Source organism: Thalassolituus pacificus, assembly GCF_025318105.1.
Taxonomy (GTDB): Bacteria; Pseudomonadota; Gammaproteobacteria; order Pseudomonadales; family Oceanobacteraceae; genus Venatoribacter; species Venatoribacter pacificus.
The window spans coordinates 13,675-33,406 of sequence record NZ_JAOANI010000012.1; the positions used below are offsets into that span (position 1 = coordinate 13,675).

The window sequence follows — 19,732 nt, forward strand, 5'->3', positions numbered from 1 at the left end:
GCGATGGTTTACAAGGATATCACGGTATGATGTTACGGCCCTTTTCACTTGCGGTAAGCGCTGGTTTACTGGCGTTATCCATCAGCGGCTGTAGCACAACCGTCGACAAAGAAGAGCCGCGTTTTATCTGGGATTTACCTGTGGCCGAGTTTTCCCGCTACAGCGATTATCACTATCTTTTTGAATTACCCGTTGGCAAAGCTGCCGCTCTGGACGCTTTCGTTAGTTTCTGTACGGATGATGAAGGGCGATTGATGATCGGTGGAATGTCGGTGATCGGCGAAGGCAGCATGGCGATACGTCGTGCTGACGAACACAGCGTTGACATTGCCTCCCCGGATACAAAGGAGTTAATGGAAATGCTGGTGCTGACCAATGCCCACCTCAGTTGCGACTGGCAAATAGCACCGGGAAATAAAACGATCCCTCGCGAGCCATTGTATTATGTGCGCCATATTAACGGTAAACGCAGTGTGCGTGAGCTGGGGGATTTTGACACAAAATAGCGCGCTAAAAGCAGCAAAATAAAAAGAGTCGCCGACCCTTTCGACGACCCTTTTTATGTCTCACTTTATTTCCCGTTCAACTGCCCGGCGTAACAACGCTTATTACGGATACGGGTGTTTTATCACGTCGTAAGGATTGCCTTCTCCACGAATGGCCGCCCATTCCTCGGCGCTTAACCATTCCAGCGGATCACGCTGACTGAGTCCGGCTAACGCGGCCAGTGCGTCGGCCCAGGTACAGCGGTTGGCAAATAACAAACCTTCAGTTTCCAGCGTGCCGCCCTGGTTAATGTATCCCAAAGCAATGGTCCGTTGTGGGCCAAGATCAAGCAGACGACAATGCCCAAGAATGACTTCCGGACGGGTGTGCAGCATAAAGACCCGCTGCTGAACCCGGGCAGGAAATAAGGCATCCAGCACCTGAGGATCGGCCTGAATACCCTGTTCGTATTGATCCCGAGGAATACGGAAGCGGCCAGGCTCAAGCAGGTAAATAACCGAGTGTGCCACGTCTTTTTCTTTTAACCGGTCAGAGGCTTTTAACGCCTGCTGCAATTGGAATGCACCACAAGCCACCAGCTGTAATTCCGCCGCGCAATTACCGCGTACACAAACGGCACCATCCTGAATTAATGCCGCAGCTTGCTTGCCATCAAATACAGCCGGCATGGATGACTTGGGTACCACCAGATTCCAGATTGTACCCAGATCGCCATAGCAGGCTTTAATACAGGCCATGGCAGAATTGCCATCTGCCGGAAAAACGACCCGCGCCATATCGGACATCTCACCCAGCAGACTTTCAGCCAGACTCGGGTCCTGATGGCTCTGTTCGTTTTTACCGTTCTCCCACACATGCGAGGTGGAAATAATCGGTACACCTAACCAGGATGCCGGTTCATCGGCTTCTTTCTGATGACGGGAAAAAATAATACTCTGCCGTAAAGCACCCAGCATTTTGGTGGCAAAGGCTTCGTACGATACCACCAGATTCAGGCCGGACTGGTTGGCCAGGCAGGCACTGACAACCGCTTCTTCGTTCAATGCGGTAATCACGCAACCATCCACGGCTTCGGCAGCACCGGCTTCAGGATCAGTGACCCGATGTTTTAATAAATCCAGTGTCTGGTTCATGCGGTTAGAGCGTAATTCATCCGGGTTACCCACCCGTACGCGCAGGTGTGGGTTAACCTCGACCAGATCGACAAAGTAATTATCAATCGCTGCCATCGGTGCCAGCGGTTCTTTTAACCAGTGCGGATCATGACGGTTAATCGTGACGGCAACCTGCGGCATTGGGGCTCTTGGCTGAGCTAATTCCGCCACGGCCGCCCGCCAGTGTTTTTCTTCCTGCCATAACGCTTTGGCACCCCGATGGAAAAAGTTAAGCGCTTCGTTATCACGACGGGGATTGCTGCCCAGAGGCAAGCCGTGTGCGGCATTGGTGCCAGCACCCGGGAAACCATAACCCTTAATACTCTCGGCAATGCAATACGGCAGAGGCAGCGGATAAGCCGCTCCTCCGCTGGCAACGGTAACCGCCGCGTGGCTGAGATGTTGTTCCATAAAATAAATGGCGCAGACAAAGGCGGCCGGATCATGTCCATCAATAACGAAGGGCGCAAATCCCTGATTGCTCAGGTGCTCGACAAACCATTCGCTGCCGCCCTGCTGCGCCACCGTTGTACGCTGATCAATACGGCGGCCATTAGCGATCATAATGGGGCTGACCAGACCACTGTCTTCCGCACGCCACCAACGCGCTGCCCAATCGCTGCCACGCTGCTCTTCAAAAGCACCATCACTTAAAAAGGCGACCAAACGTTCGTCCGGCAATGGCTGATGCACATATTGCAGACCGGCAAAACCTAAATAACCACCTTCCATTCTGGCACCGGCGGTATTTACATTAACGTGGCTCCCCAAAGGCGACAGCGGTTTGCCATCAGGGCGTACTCGGTAATTATAAAAATCTTTAACGAAACTGCTTAAGCCGGTATCAGTCAGCGGGTAGCGTTTTTTTCGCTCCGGCAACGCATTGCCTGACAACAGCTGCACCGCATCAATAGCGGCAACACAGTGGCCCTGCCCCATCAGCCAGTCACGGTGTTGCCCGGTTAAGCTGTTAACCGCTAATAACGCGCTGTAAGCCGGAACCATATTCAGCGAGCCGCCGGTATGGCCTTGCGGATCGCGCTTGAAATCGTCGGGCGTTAAATCACGGCCGTCGAGAAAAACATGTTTGGCGTAGGTCATATGCACAACCAGCCACATTGCCTGATTGGCCAGCTGATCAAGAGCAATCAGCTTACGGTAACATTCGCTTTTATCCTTAATCAGTCCTGCTTCCAGCAGGCTGGTTGCCAATTCAAACACCTGCAGTTGGGTTGCAGCGGTGTGTTTAATAACACCACAGCCTTGTGCCCAGGCGGCGAAATCGACATCGTATTCGCGGTGGTTGCGTGCTTCCGCTTCTATTTCCTGAGCTTTATATTCTTCACTCAGTTTTTTGTACAGATTCAGACTCATAACGTGTCTCCTGAAGAAGCAGATTGCGCGTGAAGCATTGCCTGGATGGCAGGTACCAGTAACGGACTGATATCAATGCCGTTGGTGGCGTGGGGAATACAGTTGCAGGTGACAATACCGGCGATCGGGCCGGCACGCATTTCTTCATCGGCGGAAGGAACACCCGGCCCGCCTTCGGCAAAGACGGCATGTACACCAATACACAGGGGTTTATTTAATCCCTGAGCCACCAGCTCATCCGCCGTGCGTAACATCGTACGACCGGTGGAAATAATATCGTCCACCAGTACCGGCTGATGATCGGCATAGATCTGCACATCAGGAATATGAATAGCGACATCGCGATCACCACTGCGGGTTTTACGCAGCACCAGATAATCGCAACCGGCTATCTGGGCGACATCTTTAGCCCACTGTTCGCTCTCTTCATCCGGGCCAATCACCAGCGGGTTACTTACTTGCTGTTTAAGGTAATGGCCAATAATGTCTGTGGCGTGCAGCGCCTGCGCCGGGATCGAATAAATCTCGCTCAGGCTGTGGTAACGGTGCAGATGCGGATCAATGGTAATTAAATAATCAAAACTCTGATTAATCAGTTCAGCAAAGTATTTTGACGTTAAACACTCACCCGGCTGGAAACGGATATCCTGGCGCATGTAAGCAAGATAAGGTGCCACCAGACCGATACGGCGCGCACCGAATTCGCGCAGATGCCGCGCCATAAACCACAACGCCAGTGTTTTATCACTGGGTTGATGCAGATGGCACAGAACAATAACCTCATCGCCGTCGATGATTTTCGGTAAATTAAAATACAGTTCACCATCAGGAAAATGCCGGCTTTCCAGTGCCAGAATCTGAACATCGGTGCCTTCTGCGCTGAGTTTTAACGCCAGCGTTGCTGCCAACTCGTCATGCCCGTCAAGGCAGAGGAGATGTGTTGTCATAATATTTCTGCCTGTTAATTTATTATTGTTAAACCATTTGCTCTTCGATGCGGATCACATCGGTATGACCATCAAGAAAATCCAGCGCATAAGCCAGCTCACCCGGTGCTTCAGCATGCAGGGTAAATAAAGGAGCCCCGGCTTCAACTTCGTCGCCCAGCGTAACGTGCAACTCAATACCCGCGGCTTTGGCATTCGGTGCGCCGGCCAGTGATGCTAAGCGGGCAATAAAGCGATTATTAAAATAGGCAACCACGCCACTGTGCTGCGCATGAATACAGTGAGTAAATTCAGCCACCGGTGGTTCCATAAAACCACCCTGAGCCAGGCAGATGGCTTTGAATTTATCCATCGCACGACCATCCAGCAGCGTCCGCTGTGCTAACGCGTAACCCTGGCCAACGGCGGCTTTTTCGCCCATTTCTAACATGATGCCGGCCAGCTGCAGCGACTTCTCGCGCAGGTCTTGCGGCGCGTGGCCATCGTTACGTAATACCTGAAGAATATCGCGGGCTTCGAGTGCCGGGCCGATACCACGGCCGATGGGCTGATTGCCATCCGTAATGATGGTGCGTACATCCAGCCCCAGCGCTGCGCCGGTTTTTTCCAGCAATTGCTTTAAGGTTTGTGCCATGGATTGCGAACGCACCTTGGCGGTCGGGCCAACCGGAATATCAATCAGAACCTGTTTTGATCCCGCCGCCACCTTTTTGGAAATAACTGAGGCAACCAGCTGACCTTCGCTGTCAAGATCCAGAGCCCGCTCGACGCGAATGACGATATCGTCCGTCGGACTAAGGCTGACCGAGCCGCCCCATGCCAGACAACCGCCTTCCTGCTCAACCACGTCACGCATGTGCTCAAAGGTCATGGTGACGGTGGTCATGCTTTCCATGGTGTCAGCAGTGCCGGCCGGAGAGGTAATGGCGCGACTGGAGGTTTTCGGCATCAGCAAACCGTTAGCGGCAACAATGGCAACCACAATGGGTGTGGTGCGATTGCCGGGCAGGCCACCCACGCAGTGCTTATCCAGCACTTTGTCCGATGACCAGTCAAAACGCTGGCCGCTACTGACCATCGCGCGGGTAATGGCAATGGTTTCGTCCAGATCAAGACGATCACCAGCGCAGGCAGTTACAAATGCAGAAAGCTGAATATCGCTGTAATGACCGGCTTTAATATCTTCGATAATGGCCTTGGCCGATTCATCATTGAAGCGCTGACCATACAGCTTGCCACGCACGAAAGACATCGACTCCACCGGGCGGGCATGGTGAAAACGCGCCTGTTCGCCATCGGCCGGGCAACCCAGCCTGTGCCAGGCCGCTTCGGATAAACCGGCTTCTTCATGGGAGAGCAGCTCACTGCAGACCAGAACCAGTGTGGCGATAACGCTCTGATCAGCACAATGCACTTCTACCCGGCTATGCGCATAAAATCCCTCAGAGATTGCCACCTGACAATCCTGACGCATATAAACCACCGGCTCCTGATGCGTGTTAATTCCGAGCCGGCGCAGATGTAAGAAATCGAGCTGAGTATCCATAAATACACCTTATTTTTCAGCATCTAGTGTAGGCCTGCACAATCATGGCGGCCTTGCGGTAAATCAACGATTGCTCTGACAGCGTTTCCCATGCTCCGTTGTATCTGCCAGAATGATTTTTCATTTCACTCATGGTCAAGGAAACGCTGAGAAATCCGTGGGTTAGAAACAGTCTTTGTAATAATGACCCCGGGAAGATGGCTCAGTGTTCCACAAGGAATACCCTATGCAGAGTCCGTTTCAGGTTCAGTTTATCGGTGCAACCGGCACCGTCACCGGTTCTAAATATCTGATTAAGTACGACCGCTATAAAATTCTGATCGACTGTGGTTTATTTCAGGGCATCAAAAACGTCCGTCGCCGCAACTGGAATGAACTGCCATTTCCTGCCGACCAGGTTGATGCTGTGCTGCTGACCCACGCACACATTGACCACTCCGGATTTTTACCGGCCTTAATGAAACGTGGTTTCCATGGCCCGGTTTATTCATCCGAAGCGACCCACGCATTATGCAAAGTATTATTACCGGATGCGGGGTTTCTGCAGGAAGAAGATGCGCGTTACGCCAATAAAAAGAAATTTTCGAAACATGATCCGGCTGAACCGCTTTACACCGAAGAAGATGCACGCAAAGTTCTGAAGCAATTTAAAGATGTTCCGCAGGGAGAAACCCTGACCCTTCCAGGTGGCATGACCGCGCAATTTATTCCTGCCGGACACATTCTGGGAGCAACGTCCATTCGCCTGGAATTTCAGGGTAAAAGCATTACGTTTACCGGTGATGTTGGTCGCAGCAATGATGCCATTATGTATCCGCCACAACCTTTGCCAGCAACCGATTATCTGGTGGTCGAATCCACCTACGGTGACCGCCGTCATGAAGAAGTGGATGCCGAAGAAGCCATTGCCGATGTGATTAACCGCACCTATAAACGCGGCGGCATTGTGCTGATGCCAGCCTTTGCCGTAGGACGCGCGCAGCTGGTATTACATTATTTACAGCGCCTGCGTGACCAGCAGCGCATTCCCTCATTACCGGTGTATCTGAATAGTCCGATGGCCATTCGTGCAACCTCTATTTTCTTCAGTCACCATGATCTGCACAAACTGACAGAAGATGACTGTCAGCGCATGGACGATATGACGATTTATGTGAAAACCACCGAAGAATCTATTGCTCTGGTGGAAAAGAAAACACCGGCCATTATTATTTCCGCCAGCGGCATGGCCAGCGGCGGACGCGTATTGCATCACCTGAAGGCACTGATTTCCGATCCGCGCAACAGCATTTTATTCCTTGGGTATCAGGCCGGAGGAACCCGCGGCGACAGCCTGCTTAAAGGAGCTGACCATATCAAAATTCATGGACAGTATTGTCAGGTTCAGGCTGAAATCGCTAATCTTCAGGCCTTATCCAGCCATGGAGATTATGTGGAAATATCGGACTGGCTGAAGAAAATGCCCGGCAAGCCACGCAAAGTCTTTATTACCCACGGTGAAACCTGCGCCGCCGATGCTATGCGCCGGCATTTAAAAGACGAGTTTAGCTGGGATGTGGAAGTGCCTGAATATCTGGATATTGCCTTGCTGGATTAACCCCTGATAAAGCAGCCGGGCAAGCCGGCTGCTTGTTTAGAACACTGTGTCTCTCCCATATCGCTGACACGCCTGTTACTATCGGCACTACACACATCGCCGCCGGTAAGCCTCCATGCGTTATTCTGTATATAAAATCGATGCCTTTATCCGCCAATCTGTTAACGGTTTCAGTGGTAATCCTGCCGCTATTGTTCCGCTGCAGGAATGGTTAAGTGAAGATCAGATGCAGGCTATCGCGGCCGAAAACAACCTGTCTGAAACCGCCTTCTTCGTTAAAAACAGCGACGGTATTTACCATATCCGCTGGTTTACCCCAACCACTGAGGTAGACCTCTGCGGCCATGCCACATTAGCAGCGGCCTGGGTGATCCGTAACGAACTGCTGGATATGCGCGAAATTATTCCGTTCTCGACTCAGGAAGCCGGCAACCTGATGGTGCGTGCACTGCGTAATAACGATGGCGGCAGTGGCTTATTGCAGCTGGACTTTCCAGCTCGCCCCGGTGAAATGCTTGATGACACGGCGCTGCAACAACAGCTGGAACAAGCCCTTGGCCAAAAAGTGGTCGCCATCTGTAATGCCCGCGATATGCTGGTCGAGCTGGAAAACGAGCAGGCTCTGCATGATTGCCAACCCAATCTGGCACTGCTCAGTGAGCTGGATACTTTCGCCGTCATGGTAACCGCCCGCAGTGACAGCGAAGGCTATGATTTTGTCAGCCGCTTTTTCGCTCCGCGCCAGGGCCTGGATGAAGACCCTGTTACCGGCTCGTCATTCTGCACACTGACACCTTACTGGAGCAAAAAACTGGGTAAAACCCAACTCAACGGCTGGCAGTGTTCTGCCCGTGGCGGCGATGCCATGCTGCAACTGGAACATGACCGGGTATTGATTGCCGGACGTTGCTTTGCCTATATGAAAGGTGAATTTGCCCTTCCCGAAGCCATGGCCTGATCACAGATTCTGCTCCGGCGCTTCTGGCCGGAGCACGGTTTTATGACGGTAATTAAAGGCATAATTCCGGCATATTTTTGTCACTTCAAGCGCCGCATTTATTGTCCCGGATAAGTGACAGGATATTCCGGTCATCTGCCGCAGCCCGTCCCTGACGCAACGCCATTCTGCCGCTATAGTGAGCCTTACGTGCTTAATGTCAGTGAGATATACCCAGCATGAACATTCCACCTTCAGTCGGCTTAACTGGCTATAACAGCGGCGCTGTCAGTCCGCAGAGGGTGTCTGCCCCGGCTTCTGCTGCGTCGTCTATACCGAGCGACCGGCGAAGCCTTGCTCCTAACCCGCTGTCAGCTCCTGCTATAACCTCCGATTCATCCTCTGAATTCATTCCAGCCAACGTTTACAACGAAGATCGCAGTGCTGGCAATGAAGATCTCCGTCTCTATGGCAACTCGGCACAGGAAAGCGACGACGTAAGAAAAGGCCGCTTTGTTGATGTTCAGGTTTAAAGGATCAGAATGAGAACTGCCAAAGCAGCATAAAACGCGAATTCACGACCCGACTGCGAGGCTGGATAAACTCCAGAGTCCCGGCATTTCCCTTATCGGATTCTGCCGCACGTTCTTTTGAATAACGCCACGACAACAGAATATCTCCCACGCTTGTTGTAAACAGCGGCAGGCTCAAATCGGTATAAAAGCTGTGCCCGTCAGCCAGCTCCGCATTTCCCTTACGGCCACCATAAGGGCGAAAATTAACCTCAATATTGCCATCCATGCGCCGTGTGTAGCCAAACTCAAACCTGATCAAATGCCCTGACAACTCTCCCTGCCAGGCTGTGGCTGCCTGCAAAATGCGCCAGCGATAATATTCATCCAGTTCACCGGTGATGCCGTTGGGGCGAATACCACGCTGCCAATCCGCTACGCCATAATTCAGCAGCAGAGACCAGGAGCCAGCTCCCGGTTGCCAGCGTATTCCTGAAAGAAGTGTTCTGAAATGTTCATCCGTGGTTGTATCAGAAGGCGTCCCCGACTGACTCTGACCAGTATAAGCAACTGCACCGCTGGAGCGTTCGAATGTCAGTATCCAGTCAATATTGTTGTAAAGATCAGATGCTGCACCTAAATAAAGCGTATTCAACCAGCCATCTTCACGGTTAAATTTGCTGCCATCGCGCAGAAACTCTTTATACGACATATCGGTTTTTCCGATGCCCGCCTGAAGCTGCGTATCAGCACTGACATGTGCAGCCAGCGCATATAAATTAAAAAATGCAGTCACGAACAACAAAAACTTTTTCATTTTAAATCATGATTCCTGAATCAGAGAGCCTGCAGCCCCTGGCAAGACTCAAGCAGATGAATAACCGCATCGGCCTCTAATGTATCCGTGCCGGACAACATGACGCCTGCCGCTGTATTTTGCAGATCCGCTGTTCCATTAACGGTCAGAATACAGCCATCACAGGCCGGCACGATCATATTCAGTAAATCCTGATGAAGTGCGAAACCGGAACAGTCTGCAACCAATATGTCATAACGCTGAAAAGGCAATCCCTGCTCTAACACCGAAGCATCGGTTAAAGCGACCACCGCAGCACTGACGGAAGGATCCATAACCAGCAACTTACCGGCAGCAAATACATCTTTAGCCAGCGCTTCGGCTTTTGTGCCATTAATAGTTATTTCCTGCCCATCATAAACACCGCTGTCATAACCCGCTGCAGATAGCGCAGTGCCAATCTCACGTGAATATTCGACACAGCGCGCTCCTGCCACCAGGATTACCGGAATACGACCATTGCCTTTAAGCAGGTGCTGAAGAATTTCGCCGTACAAATGTCCGGCGGTATAGCTACCGATGGTCGGTTGCGCATTTACTTCACAAATCGCGGCGCCACTCTGACGCCAGGATTGGCGAATATCCGGAATTAATAAATCAACACCCGCAAGATCAAGACGTAAGACATTGGCCGCCCGCTCAGCCAGGCGGCGGTTATCAGGATGAACCTGATCCGTTACAGCAACAGGAACTCCGCCCCGGGTGATGTTACTGATACGACGTAAGCTAACAAACTGAGCGGCAGGCAAAATCGACTCTGGCGTCAGGTTTTCTTGCGCCAGCAAGGTCAAAGCTTCTTCATCAAGATGCAATTGTTTAAGCGCTGAATAACGACTATCGTTGCGATCCGGCTCAAGATTAAGCTGCTCAATTAATTGTTTAACTGTGCTGACACCATCACCCGTTACACCTCCGGGGACGCGCTCTACCGCCCAGATAACACGTCCATCCAAAACGGTAATGCGGTAATCTTTACCGTAAAAGTGTTTTTCAACCATCACATTTTTGGATAAAGAAAATGCTATGCGACACGCACTATCGAGCTGTTCAGGCGTTCTCAGATCTGCGGCAACACCTTCACCGCGATCACGGTCGGTTGGTTTTACCACAACGGGATATCCTATTTTTTCTGCTGCGGCCAGAGCAGACGAAATATCCTGTACAACTTTATGCGCCTGAACAGGTAACCCATACAAGCGTAAAATTTCCGAAGCCACCGGTTTACTGCGCGCTTGCTGGCAACCAATACTCGGGGTTCTATCGGTGAATGAACTTTCCAATAGGCGGCTGAGAATCCCCTGACCATACAACGTTGCATTGCCAGGTAACCGCTGAAGCGGAATGCCAGCCTGGTAGGCCGCCTCCATAAAACCACGAACATTACCCGTAGCAGGCCTGAAACGCTGCAAAGCCTTGACGATAGAGTTCAGTTCAGCAGCCGGATGTCTGCTCAAATCCCCTTGCATAGCGACATTCAATATCTGCAGTACACACTGAAAAAGATTGGCGAGTAAAACAAATGTACCGCGATGCAGTGGTATAAAAAGCCTTACCTCACCTGAAGGTAATATTTGCCGTATGCCTGACTCACATAAGGGAAAGCCCAACGACTGTTGTAACTTACACATAATCTGCAACAGCAGATCAACACTACCCTCCCACCCGTCATGGCCCATTACCAATTCAGTAGCAATATCCGCATGCTGATGAAACCAGGAAGAAATTTCATGCTGCTGACTTTGATTTAGCACGGCCATACGAATACTTACACGCATCGTCATATGACGACTGCCGAAGGCATAGCCCGTCATCAATGATACCGGCGAGGTGGTTTCCCAATAGGAAGTAATGTTCATAGCTTGCTCGCGGCCTTCCAGAAAATCGAAAACATGTAAATCTCTGTGTTGATTAGCGCCGACCATCGATTTTATCGATCATAAACAGCAAGGGTTTAGTAGGACATCAATAAGTACCCCTATACGCACAGGGAATGGTATTTACTGGACATTATTTATTACACCAACCAATAAAAAAGCGCAGCCAGGCTGCGCTTTTTCCGATCACATAAAATTACTGCAGCATCAGATCACTGTTACCGCTGTAACTAACAACAGGCTCAGCATCGCAGCCGGAGTAAGTGATAGAAATTTCTCCGTTATTGACACTCAGACTGCCACTTTCAAACCCTGCATAGTTGTCACACAGAGTAGGGGATGACGAACCAGAACGTACAACAACCGAACCGAAAGTTGGCAGGTACACCGTCAGATAGACACCGCCATAGGGGCTGGCATAGCCTTCCAGTTTATAGTTGGTGCCGCCCACATTGATCACTTCAGATTCAGTACAGGTTGTATCTGTCGGGTCTTCAGGATCAACGTCGCAACTTTCAGTGTAGGTATGTTTACCCGATAAACCATTGCCTGAAATCTGTAAAACCCGAGCAGAATCGTATACAAATGTGTCAGGATTATAGACATCATCATCCAGCTCTTCATCGTAGCTGTAGTCTGCATGATTACGCCCCTTCATCGCACTCTTAACGACTACCTGATCGTCGCCGAGGGTTACCCGCAATGTCGCTGATCCCGTTTCAGTTCCGTCTACCGAGCGGGTATCATTAACATAATCGTATTGTTCGGAATATGCATAATTCATCGTCATATTGCCGTTCAGCACAATCTCAGTGACGTCATCATCCAGATAGGCGCAGTAATCCTTAAACGTTACACTGATGTCTTCGCCAGAATCTTCACCCACCGAATCAACAGGAGAAGCCTCATCATCATCTTCGGAAGCAGTGCTCTTAATCGTGAACGTAGTTTCAAAACTGGCAGAACCTCCACACTCACCTTCAGCAGTATTACTGGAAGTATAGCTTCGCCCGTTACTTGAGGTAACAAGCACACCAGCCGGCGCAGAAGCGGCCGCAGTCTTAGACAGTGAAGAAGCCTCGGCAAGTACTGAAGCCTGTACATTACTTACAGCTTTAGAAAGCATGCGAGGTCCAGGGATCATTGGACCACCCGGGCCACCAAACCCAATACTTTGAAGGCTATTGCCCGCCACCATGGCCAGAGTCACGGCATGCACTTTCTGAGCAATATCGTTGTAATTGTCTGTGCTGACCGTTGCTTCTGCATCTGAACCGGTATAAGTCAACGGATCAAGAGAAAGGTTATCCGATGAGGACGAACTGTCGCCACCGCAGGCAGCCAATGCAAGAGAAGCACTGGCAACGGCCAGCCACGACGTTTTTTGTTTCAAACTAATCATTATTAACTCCATAACGTGATTTAAACTGACGGACATGCTATGCCTGCCAAATGTTGAATCCTTTCGCACCGGTACTACTCGATCCAGAAGCGACAATCATCATGCTTATTGTCAGAAAATGGTTATAACGCTTATAAACTTTCGGACACATTTATATACCGATTGTAATACAAAGGTTACAGCAATGTAACAGTGTAAATATCCACTGCGACCATAAAGAACAATATGTATTGATTGCGCATAAAAAAGAGCTAAACAGGCCACTCGATACCCCCATAGTCAGCTTAATACGACCTTTAGGATCAATATCGAATAAGAATACGAATGAGAATACATTAGCGGCCTGACCTTTATTCAGGAAGTCAGCAACGTCTTTCTATACGCTTTTAACGGATCAGGAGAGACGCAGCTGACCATCCTTATCAGGAAAAACGGTAATAAGCGCTGAAAAACCAAAGATCCGGAGCAGCTCCGAATAAGTAAGCGCCCCTTTCGGCTGACTGAAAACGTTCAGATCCAGGCACCACTTTGAAGGCATTGCGGGTTACGTCAAAACGTAGCAACGCTGAGCTGGATTTTTCAGCAAGTCCCGCAGGGTGTGGGCTGAAGGACGTTTTGACAGCATTGCCGATTTATTAAAAGGCTCGCCCTTCACTGCAATCGATCCCTGTCAAAAGCTCAGTAACACTCAGGCGAAGCTTTGCAAAATGATTCAGAGGTGCGCTAGCGCACTTTACCGGTTCAATCAGTCCCCACTCCGATATCTGCGGTGATGGCTTCGATCATCTGAGGAGCTGTATCAGAGGCTTCTTAGTCGTCAACGTTATTGAATTACGGAAACAAAATGCAACCAATATTATTTCTGGAATATATTTTATTATCGACTCCATTCATCACCTATTATTAATAGAATCATTAATAATGAATAACTGAGCTTCAGAAATAAACCAATACACAAGCGGCCGTTTATCCTCCCAGAAGATGGAGCGCGACTGTATTTAAAGATAATACAAACAAACAGGATATCTATGTGTCGTCAGTGTCTTATTCCTATATGGAAATATCCGAAACTATTGGAATATCAGGAAGGTGATTAAAAAACACTGCAATAGCGAGCAATTGATCACCTGCAATCAGAATCATATTAACAGAATAGTTATTAACAGTTGTTTGACGACGTCAAAGAAACATTCATGTCTGATACCACCCGGAGCTTTTTCCCAACACGTTTATGTATACCAATTGAATAACAGATCACGAAATTTAGTCATTATCCAATCATAACTACAGTGCATAACGGTTCTCTCAACAATATTGATGCATGGAGATATCTGCCGATCCAGCAGCGTAATATCCGCCAACCAGACAAATAACTAACCGGATAAATATCGTCTGCAGATGAGACCGGTGTCTTAAATTGTCCGGAATAAGCTATTGTTCCTGCTGGTGTTTTACTCCAGAATCCGCCGCCGGAATGAGGCATGCCTCGCAGCAATGCCCATGCTTTAATTTTCATAATGGCAGTCAGTCTGATCTATCCAAATCAACTATTGGCACAGAACAATCTCTCTGTCTTGTTCTGATAATACTTTGCGTCGCAATGACCCGCTAAAAGTAAGGTTATCAGCAGGCATTTTTGAATATTCGACAGGCCGTTTTATTTTTCATTGTCTATGATTGCTATGCAGCGTGTCTTAAGGCAGAAGATTCGTTTAGCTGTCATAACAGACAATCCGCACTAAGGAGTACTTTCCATGCCCATGTACCGAATTGCGTTTCTGATCATGCTGTTTTCGGCATCAACACAAGCAAGCGATAAGCTTTATCTCTACACAGAACAATTCCCGCCTTACAACATGACCGACAACGGCCAGCCTTTTGCACACAAAGCTGACGAAATCACCGGGCTGTGTACTGACATGGTCAAGGCCATCATCAAGCGCATTCCTTATGATGTAAAAATGAAACTGCGTAACTGGAACTATGGTCTGGATCGCGCAAAGCAAAAAGCGGATCACGGAATCTTCTGCACCGCACGTAATGAAGAGCGGGAAAGCTGGTTTCAATGGGTTGGACCACTGACAGAAATTCGCTGGACACTGTTTGCCAAAGCGGGCAGCGACATACGTTTAACCACGCTTGAAGACGCCAGAAAATATCGCATCGGTGGTTATAAAGGCGACGTGATGACGCAGTACCTGATTGATCAGGGCTTTAACGTCTCTGTTGTAGACTCCGATGCGATGAATCCGCTACGCCTTCATCATGGTCAGATAGACCTGTGGATTGCTGATTACCTCAGCGGCCCCTATGTCGCATCCGATGCCGCTGATCTGTCTGACATGGAAGCAGCACTGATATTCCGCTCGACACCACTGTATCTGGCGCTGAATAAAGATATGGACGGTAAGATTGTAAAATCCATCATGCAGGCACATGACACGCTGAAGAAGGAAAATGTTTTCAGTGATATTGAACGTGTTTATGGTAACTGATCATACAAGGGTTAATGCTGCGGATAGCAGACTGTAGTTACTAGGGCCTGTCGACACTAAGTAAATCCGGCCTGCTGAGAGCCAGTTTTTCTCAGAACAAGGAGAGAGGAGTGATATTAGCGGGCTAAATGAATGACGAACGACGACGTTAATGGGGAAAACTGGCCTCAGCCCGAAGGGTTATGGCTAAAAATCCCTCATCCAGCGTTGCTGTTCACTCGCTTAACCCGTTAGGCCACACTCTCAGCGCCTTGTTTGAGATATTTTTAGCCAATAACAGGCCTGTTTAATTAGTGTCGACAGGCCCTAATAGAATACCCCCATAAAAAAACCGCCGCGGTTTTCACCGCGGCGGTTTTTTTAACTCAGAAAGAATTAAGCAGGCTGCTCAATACCTTTCATGGTCAGTTTGATACGACCTTTAGGATCGACATCGGCAACGTGTACGTTAACGATCTGACCTTCGGTCAGGAAATCAGCAACGTTTTCTACACGGTCTTCGCTGATCTGAGAGATGTGCAGCAAACCATCTTTACCAGGCAGAACGGTGATGAACGCACCGAAGTCAACGATCTTGCTCACTTTACCGGTGTAGGTAGTACCCACTTCGATATCAGCAGTGATGGCTTCAATCATCTGACGGGCAGCATCAGACGCTTCTTTGCCAGCAGCAAAGATTTTGATCTCGCCGTTGTCATTGATGTCGATAGAGGCACCGGTTTTCTCGGTGATATCACGGATAGTCGCGCCACCTTTACCAATCACGTCACGGATCTTGTCAGACGGGATCTTCATGGTCGACATGGTCGGAGCATTTTCCGCCAGTTCTTTGCGTGGCTCAGCAATCACGGTGTTCATCTGCTCAAGGATGGTAAAGCGTGCAGCTTTGGCCTTTTCCAGAGCGATTTCCATGATCTCTTCAGTGATACCTTCGATCTTGATATCCATCTGCAGTGCCGTGATACCTTCGTCAGTACCGGCCACTTTAAAATCCATATCGCCAAGGTGATCTTCATCACCCAGGATATCGGTCAGAACGGCAAACTTGTCGCCTTCTTTGATCAGACCCATGGCGATACCGGCAACCGGTGCCTTGATCGGTACACCCGCGTCCATCAGAGACAGAGACGCGCCACACACAGAAGCCATGGAGGAAGAACCATTAGATTCGGTGATTTCCGATACCACACGGATGGTGTACGGGAATTCGTCATGGTTTGGCATCATCGCCTGAATACCACGACGGGCTAAACGACCGTGACCGATTTCGCGACGGCCAGGAGCGCCCAGACGACCAGCTTCACCCACAGAGTATGGAGGGAAGTTGTATTGGAACAGGAACGGATCGTCTTTGGCACCGTGCAGGAAGTCGATCATCTGTGCATCGCGGGTTGAACCCAGCGTAGTCACAACGATGGCCTGAGTTTCACCACGGGTAAAGATGGCAGAACCGTGAGTGGTTTTCAGCACACCGGTTTCGATGGTCAGTGGACGTACGGTGTCGTTATCACGACCGTCGATACGTGGCTGGCCATCAATCACGCGGTTACGAACCACTTCATACTTCAGCTCACCAACCATGTCGGCGATTTCGTCAGCGGAGAAACCTTCTTCGCCTTCAGCAGCCGCCAGTTTTTCAACGGCAGCTTTTTTCACTTCGTCCAGACGGGCATAACGGGCCATTTTGTCGGAGATGGTGTAAGCCTCACCGATGCCAGCGGCCGCTTCGGCTTTAACCGCTTCGTACAGTGCGGTGTTTTTGGCTTCAGCCGTCCAATCCCACTTCTGTACACCCAGCTCTTCAACCCATTCGTTGATGGCAGTGATCGCAGACTGGAAACCGGTGTGGGCGAACAGGACTGCACCCAGCATTTCGTCTTCGGTCAGTTCCTGAGCTTCAGATTCAACCATCAGCACGGCGTCTTTAGTACCGGCAACCACCATGTCCAGCAGAGAATCTTGCATCTGGGTCTGGGTTGGGTTCAGCATGTAACCGTCTTCTTCGGTGAAGCCAACGCGGGCACCACCGATAGGACCGTTGAAAGGCACACCTGAAATGGCCAGCGCAGCAGAGGTCGCGATCATGGCGCAGATATCCGGATCGACTTCTTTTTCAGAAGACATTACGGTCAGGATAACCTGAACTTCGTTCATGAAGCCTTCGGCAAACAATGGACGAATCGGACGGTCAATCAGACGGGAAGTCAGGGTTTCTTTTTCGGAAGGACGGCTTTCGCGCTTCAGGAAGCCACCAGGGATACGGCCAGCGGCGTACATTTTTTCCTGATAGTGAACAGACAGCGGGAAGAAATCCTGGCCTGGCTTAGTGCTTTTAGCGGCAACGACAGTCGCCAGCACCTGGGTTTTTCCCAGAGTGGCCAGTACTGCACCATCCGCCTGACGGGCTACGCGCCCGGTTTCCAGGGTGAGGGTATCGTTACCGAATTGAAAGCTTTTGGTCTTAGCAACAGGTTTTGTGCTCATGTATACGTATTTCCTTAAATTTACCGATAAACCTGCTGACTGCCGGTACTTCTAAGCATTAGCTCTGGCATGGCGGTGTTCTGCCGGGGCAGAAGTGGTCCGCATGCAAAGCCAATATTTAGAAGCACCACCACATTCCTATGAATCGTGGGGTTGGCACCACAGCTTGGCAGGTAGTTGTTATTCCACAGAAGCAGAACAGGATAGCCTGACTGGCCAGATACAACAAAAGCCCCGGAGGGCTTTTGCTGCAAGCTTTGAGATCTTAGCGACGCAGACCCAGACGACCGATCAGCGCGGTGTAACGGGAAGCATCTTTACGCTTCAGGTAATCCAGCAGCTTACGACGCTGGTTAACCATGCGGATCAGACCACGACGTGAGTGGTGATCTTTACCGTGTTCTTTGAAGTGGCTCTGCAGACCAACGATGTTGTGGGTCAGCAATGCAACCTGAACTTCAGGAGAACCGGTATCGCCTTCAGCAGTTTGATACTCTTTTACAATCTCAGCTTTATTAGCAGCAGTTAATGCCATCTTTACTTACTCCATGAATGTGCGCGGACATCACAAGATGTTCCGGGATTATGTAATCATCGTCACCGTGCACATTAACAGTGAGATGCGTGCCGCCTTGTGGCGACAGTCAAACCAGATTTGACCGGTTAAGACAGTGTGACCTGCAACAAACGCTGCGGTTTCACTTTGCCGTTTTCAATGCGGCCAATGCCAAGCAATTGCCGGACGTCTGATTCAACGGCCCACAATTGTACAGAAGGACAGGCAGGCAGGCCAGTGCTGACTGGCTGACCGTGCAGGATTTTATCCGCTTCAGCCAGCGTCAGTGCGACTTCCGGCCAGTCCGGCAGAGCCGTTTCGGTTGGCAGCAGCAACGCGTCGAGAGCATCATGCCCCTGCTCTGCCGCTTCCTGCACCTGTTCCAGCGTCACCATCTGGGCTGCATGGTAAGGCCCGCACAAAGTACGGTGCAACTTACTGACGTAAGCGCCACAACCAACCGCCTGGCCAATGTCTTCGACCAGCGTGCGGATGTAGGTGCCCTTCGAGCAACGCACGGACAAATCCAGCTCCGTGGCGCGTTGCTCAAGCAGCAGCAGTTCATGAATGGTGATGATGCGGCGCTTTTTCTCCGCCACCGCCCGGATCTCTTCCTCGCTCATGCCCTGACGCGCCAGCTCATAGAGCGGCTTACCATCCAGCTTGAGTGCCGAAAACATCGGCGGCACCTGCTCAACCTCACCACGGAAGCGCGCAAGAATGGCTTCAACCTCAGCGGCCGTAAGCGGCGGCACGTCAGCCGTGGCAATCACATCACCTTCGCCATCACCGCTGGAGCGGATTTCGCCGAGCAGTGCGGTGGTGTCGTAACCTTTGTCGGATTCGAGCAACAGTTGCGAGAACTTAGTCGCCTCCCCCAGACAGATCGGCAATACGCCGGTGGCCAGAGGGTCCAAAGCACCGGTATGACCGGCTTTTTGCGCCCCGAACAGGAATTTCACCCGTTGCAGCACCTGATTGGACGACAGCCCTAACGGCTTGTTAATAACCAGTATGCCGCTGACTGCACGGCCTTTTTTTCCACGCGCCATGAATCAGTTCCGGTCGCTGGATGGGTCTTCATCATCCTGATGATGAGCTTCATCTTCTGCCAGCGCTTTTTTGATCAGACCGGTCAGATGATGACCGCGATCCATGCTCTCATCGTAATGAAAACGCAGATGCGGAGTGATGCGGGTGCGCATGATACGCGCCAGCTCGTTACGCAGATAACCGGCGGCATCGTTGAGGATGGCTGAGGTCTGCTTACGGATCTCGACATCGGTTTCGCCTTTGGCACCCATCACGGTGAAGTAGATATCGGCATAGCCCAGGTCTTTGGCAACTTTTACGTAATTCAGTGTGACCATACCCAGGCGTGGGTCTTTCATTTCAAACTGAATCATATGAGCCAGGTCGCGCTGAATCTGTTCACCCAGGCGCGAGGTACGGCTGTAATCTTTTGGCATTTTTAAATCCTCTGTTACCCAA

The 19,732-nt window shown here is 50.4% G+C and carries 14 protein-coding genes; 4 read left to right on the forward strand and 10 right to left on the reverse strand.

The features are described 5' to 3' along the window. Positions 1-26: 26 nt before the first annotated feature. Complete coding sequence (locus NYR02_RS03105) at positions 27-506, forward strand: hypothetical protein (protein WP_260974936.1); 480 nt, start codon at positions 27-29, stop codon at positions 504-506. A gap of 102 nt (positions 507-608) precedes the next feature. Here the strand turns inward: NYR02_RS03105 and NYR02_RS03110 are convergent, their stop codons facing one another. From NYR02_RS03110 to NYR02_RS03120, 3 genes are read right to left on the reverse strand one after another with little or no spacing between them, the layout of a single operon-like run. Continuing rightward, positions 609-3,035: a phosphoketolase family protein gene (locus NYR02_RS03110; RefSeq protein WP_260974937.1), complete on the reverse strand. Its 2,427-nt coding sequence runs from the start codon at positions 3,033-3,035 to the stop codon at positions 609-611. Continuing rightward, positions 3,032-3,982 carry a ribose-phosphate pyrophosphokinase gene (locus NYR02_RS03115; protein ID WP_260974938.1) on the reverse strand — a complete coding sequence of 317 codons (951 nt, stop codon included), beginning with the start codon at positions 3,980-3,982 and terminating at the stop codon, positions 3,032-3,034. Before NYR02_RS03115 ends, NYR02_RS03110 begins: the two co-directional genes overlap by 4 nt. Positions 3,983-4,010: 28 nt before the next feature. Continuing rightward, positions 4,011-5,528 carry a thymidine phosphorylase family protein gene (locus NYR02_RS03120; protein ID WP_260974939.1) on the reverse strand — a complete coding sequence of 506 codons (1,518 nt, stop codon included), beginning with the start codon at positions 5,526-5,528 and terminating at the stop codon, positions 4,011-4,013. A gap of 226 nt (positions 5,529-5,754) precedes the next feature. On the opposite strand from NYR02_RS03120, the gene NYR02_RS03125 reads away from it, so the two are divergent. Together NYR02_RS03125 and NYR02_RS03130 are read left to right on the forward strand one after the other, a co-directional pair. Next, entirely contained in the window at positions 5,755-7,125 is a 1,371-nt protein-coding gene (locus NYR02_RS03125; RefSeq protein WP_260974940.1) for an MBL fold metallo-hydrolase, read from the forward strand. A gap of 115 nt (positions 7,126-7,240) precedes the next feature. Then, positions 7,241-8,083 (forward strand): PhzF family phenazine biosynthesis protein, encoded by an 843-nt coding sequence (locus NYR02_RS03130; protein ID WP_260974941.1) that lies wholly within the window; start codon positions 7,241-7,243, stop codon positions 8,081-8,083. Positions 8,084-8,599: 516 nt separating this feature from the next. Here the strand turns inward: NYR02_RS03130 and NYR02_RS03135 are convergent. The 3 genes from NYR02_RS03135 to NYR02_RS03145 all read right to left on the reverse strand — a co-directional run bounded on the left by NYR02_RS03135 (position 8,600) and on the right by NYR02_RS03145 (position 12,706). Then, entirely contained in the window at positions 8,600-9,391 is a 792-nt protein-coding gene (locus NYR02_RS03135; protein WP_260974942.1) for a hypothetical protein, read from the reverse strand. Between the two features lie 20 nt (positions 9,392-9,411). Next, complete coding sequence (locus NYR02_RS03140) at positions 9,412-11,286, reverse strand: acetate--CoA ligase family protein (RefSeq protein WP_260974943.1); 1,875 nt, start codon at positions 11,284-11,286, stop codon at positions 9,412-9,414. Between the two features lie 214 nt (positions 11,287-11,500). Further along, positions 11,501-12,706 (reverse strand): hypothetical protein, encoded by a 1,206-nt coding sequence (locus NYR02_RS03145; protein ID WP_260974944.1) that lies wholly within the window; start codon positions 12,704-12,706, stop codon positions 11,501-11,503. Between the two features lie 1,754 nt (positions 12,707-14,460). Here NYR02_RS03145 and NYR02_RS03150 point away from each other — a divergent pair. Continuing rightward, positions 14,461-15,201 carry a substrate-binding periplasmic protein gene (locus tag NYR02_RS03150; RefSeq protein WP_260974945.1) on the forward strand — a complete coding sequence of 247 codons (741 nt, stop codon included), beginning with the start codon at positions 14,461-14,463 and terminating at the stop codon, positions 15,199-15,201. Positions 15,202-15,576: 375 nt separating this feature from the next. Here the strand turns inward: NYR02_RS03150 and pnp are convergent, their stop codons facing one another. From pnp to rbfA, 4 genes are all read right to left on the reverse strand, one after another. Then, positions 15,577-17,685, reverse strand: coding sequence for a polyribonucleotide nucleotidyltransferase (pnp, locus tag NYR02_RS03155; protein ID WP_260974946.1), 2,109 nt, complete (start codon positions 17,683-17,685; stop codon positions 15,577-15,579). Positions 17,686-17,950: 265 nt separating this feature from the next. After that, positions 17,951-18,220, reverse strand: a complete 270-nt coding sequence (gene rpsO, locus NYR02_RS03160) for a 30S ribosomal protein S15 (RefSeq protein WP_260974947.1) — start codon at positions 18,218-18,220, stop codon at positions 17,951-17,953. Between the two features lie 128 nt (positions 18,221-18,348). Next, complete coding sequence (gene truB / locus NYR02_RS03165; protein WP_260974948.1) at positions 18,349-19,293, reverse strand: tRNA pseudouridine(55) synthase TruB; 945 nt, start codon at positions 19,291-19,293, stop codon at positions 18,349-18,351. Between the two features lie 3 nt (positions 19,294-19,296). Further along, positions 19,297-19,710 (reverse strand): 30S ribosome-binding factor RbfA, encoded by a 414-nt coding sequence (gene rbfA, locus NYR02_RS03170; RefSeq protein ID WP_260974949.1) that lies wholly within the window; start codon positions 19,708-19,710, stop codon positions 19,297-19,299. Positions 19,711-19,732: the final 22 nt, after the last annotated feature.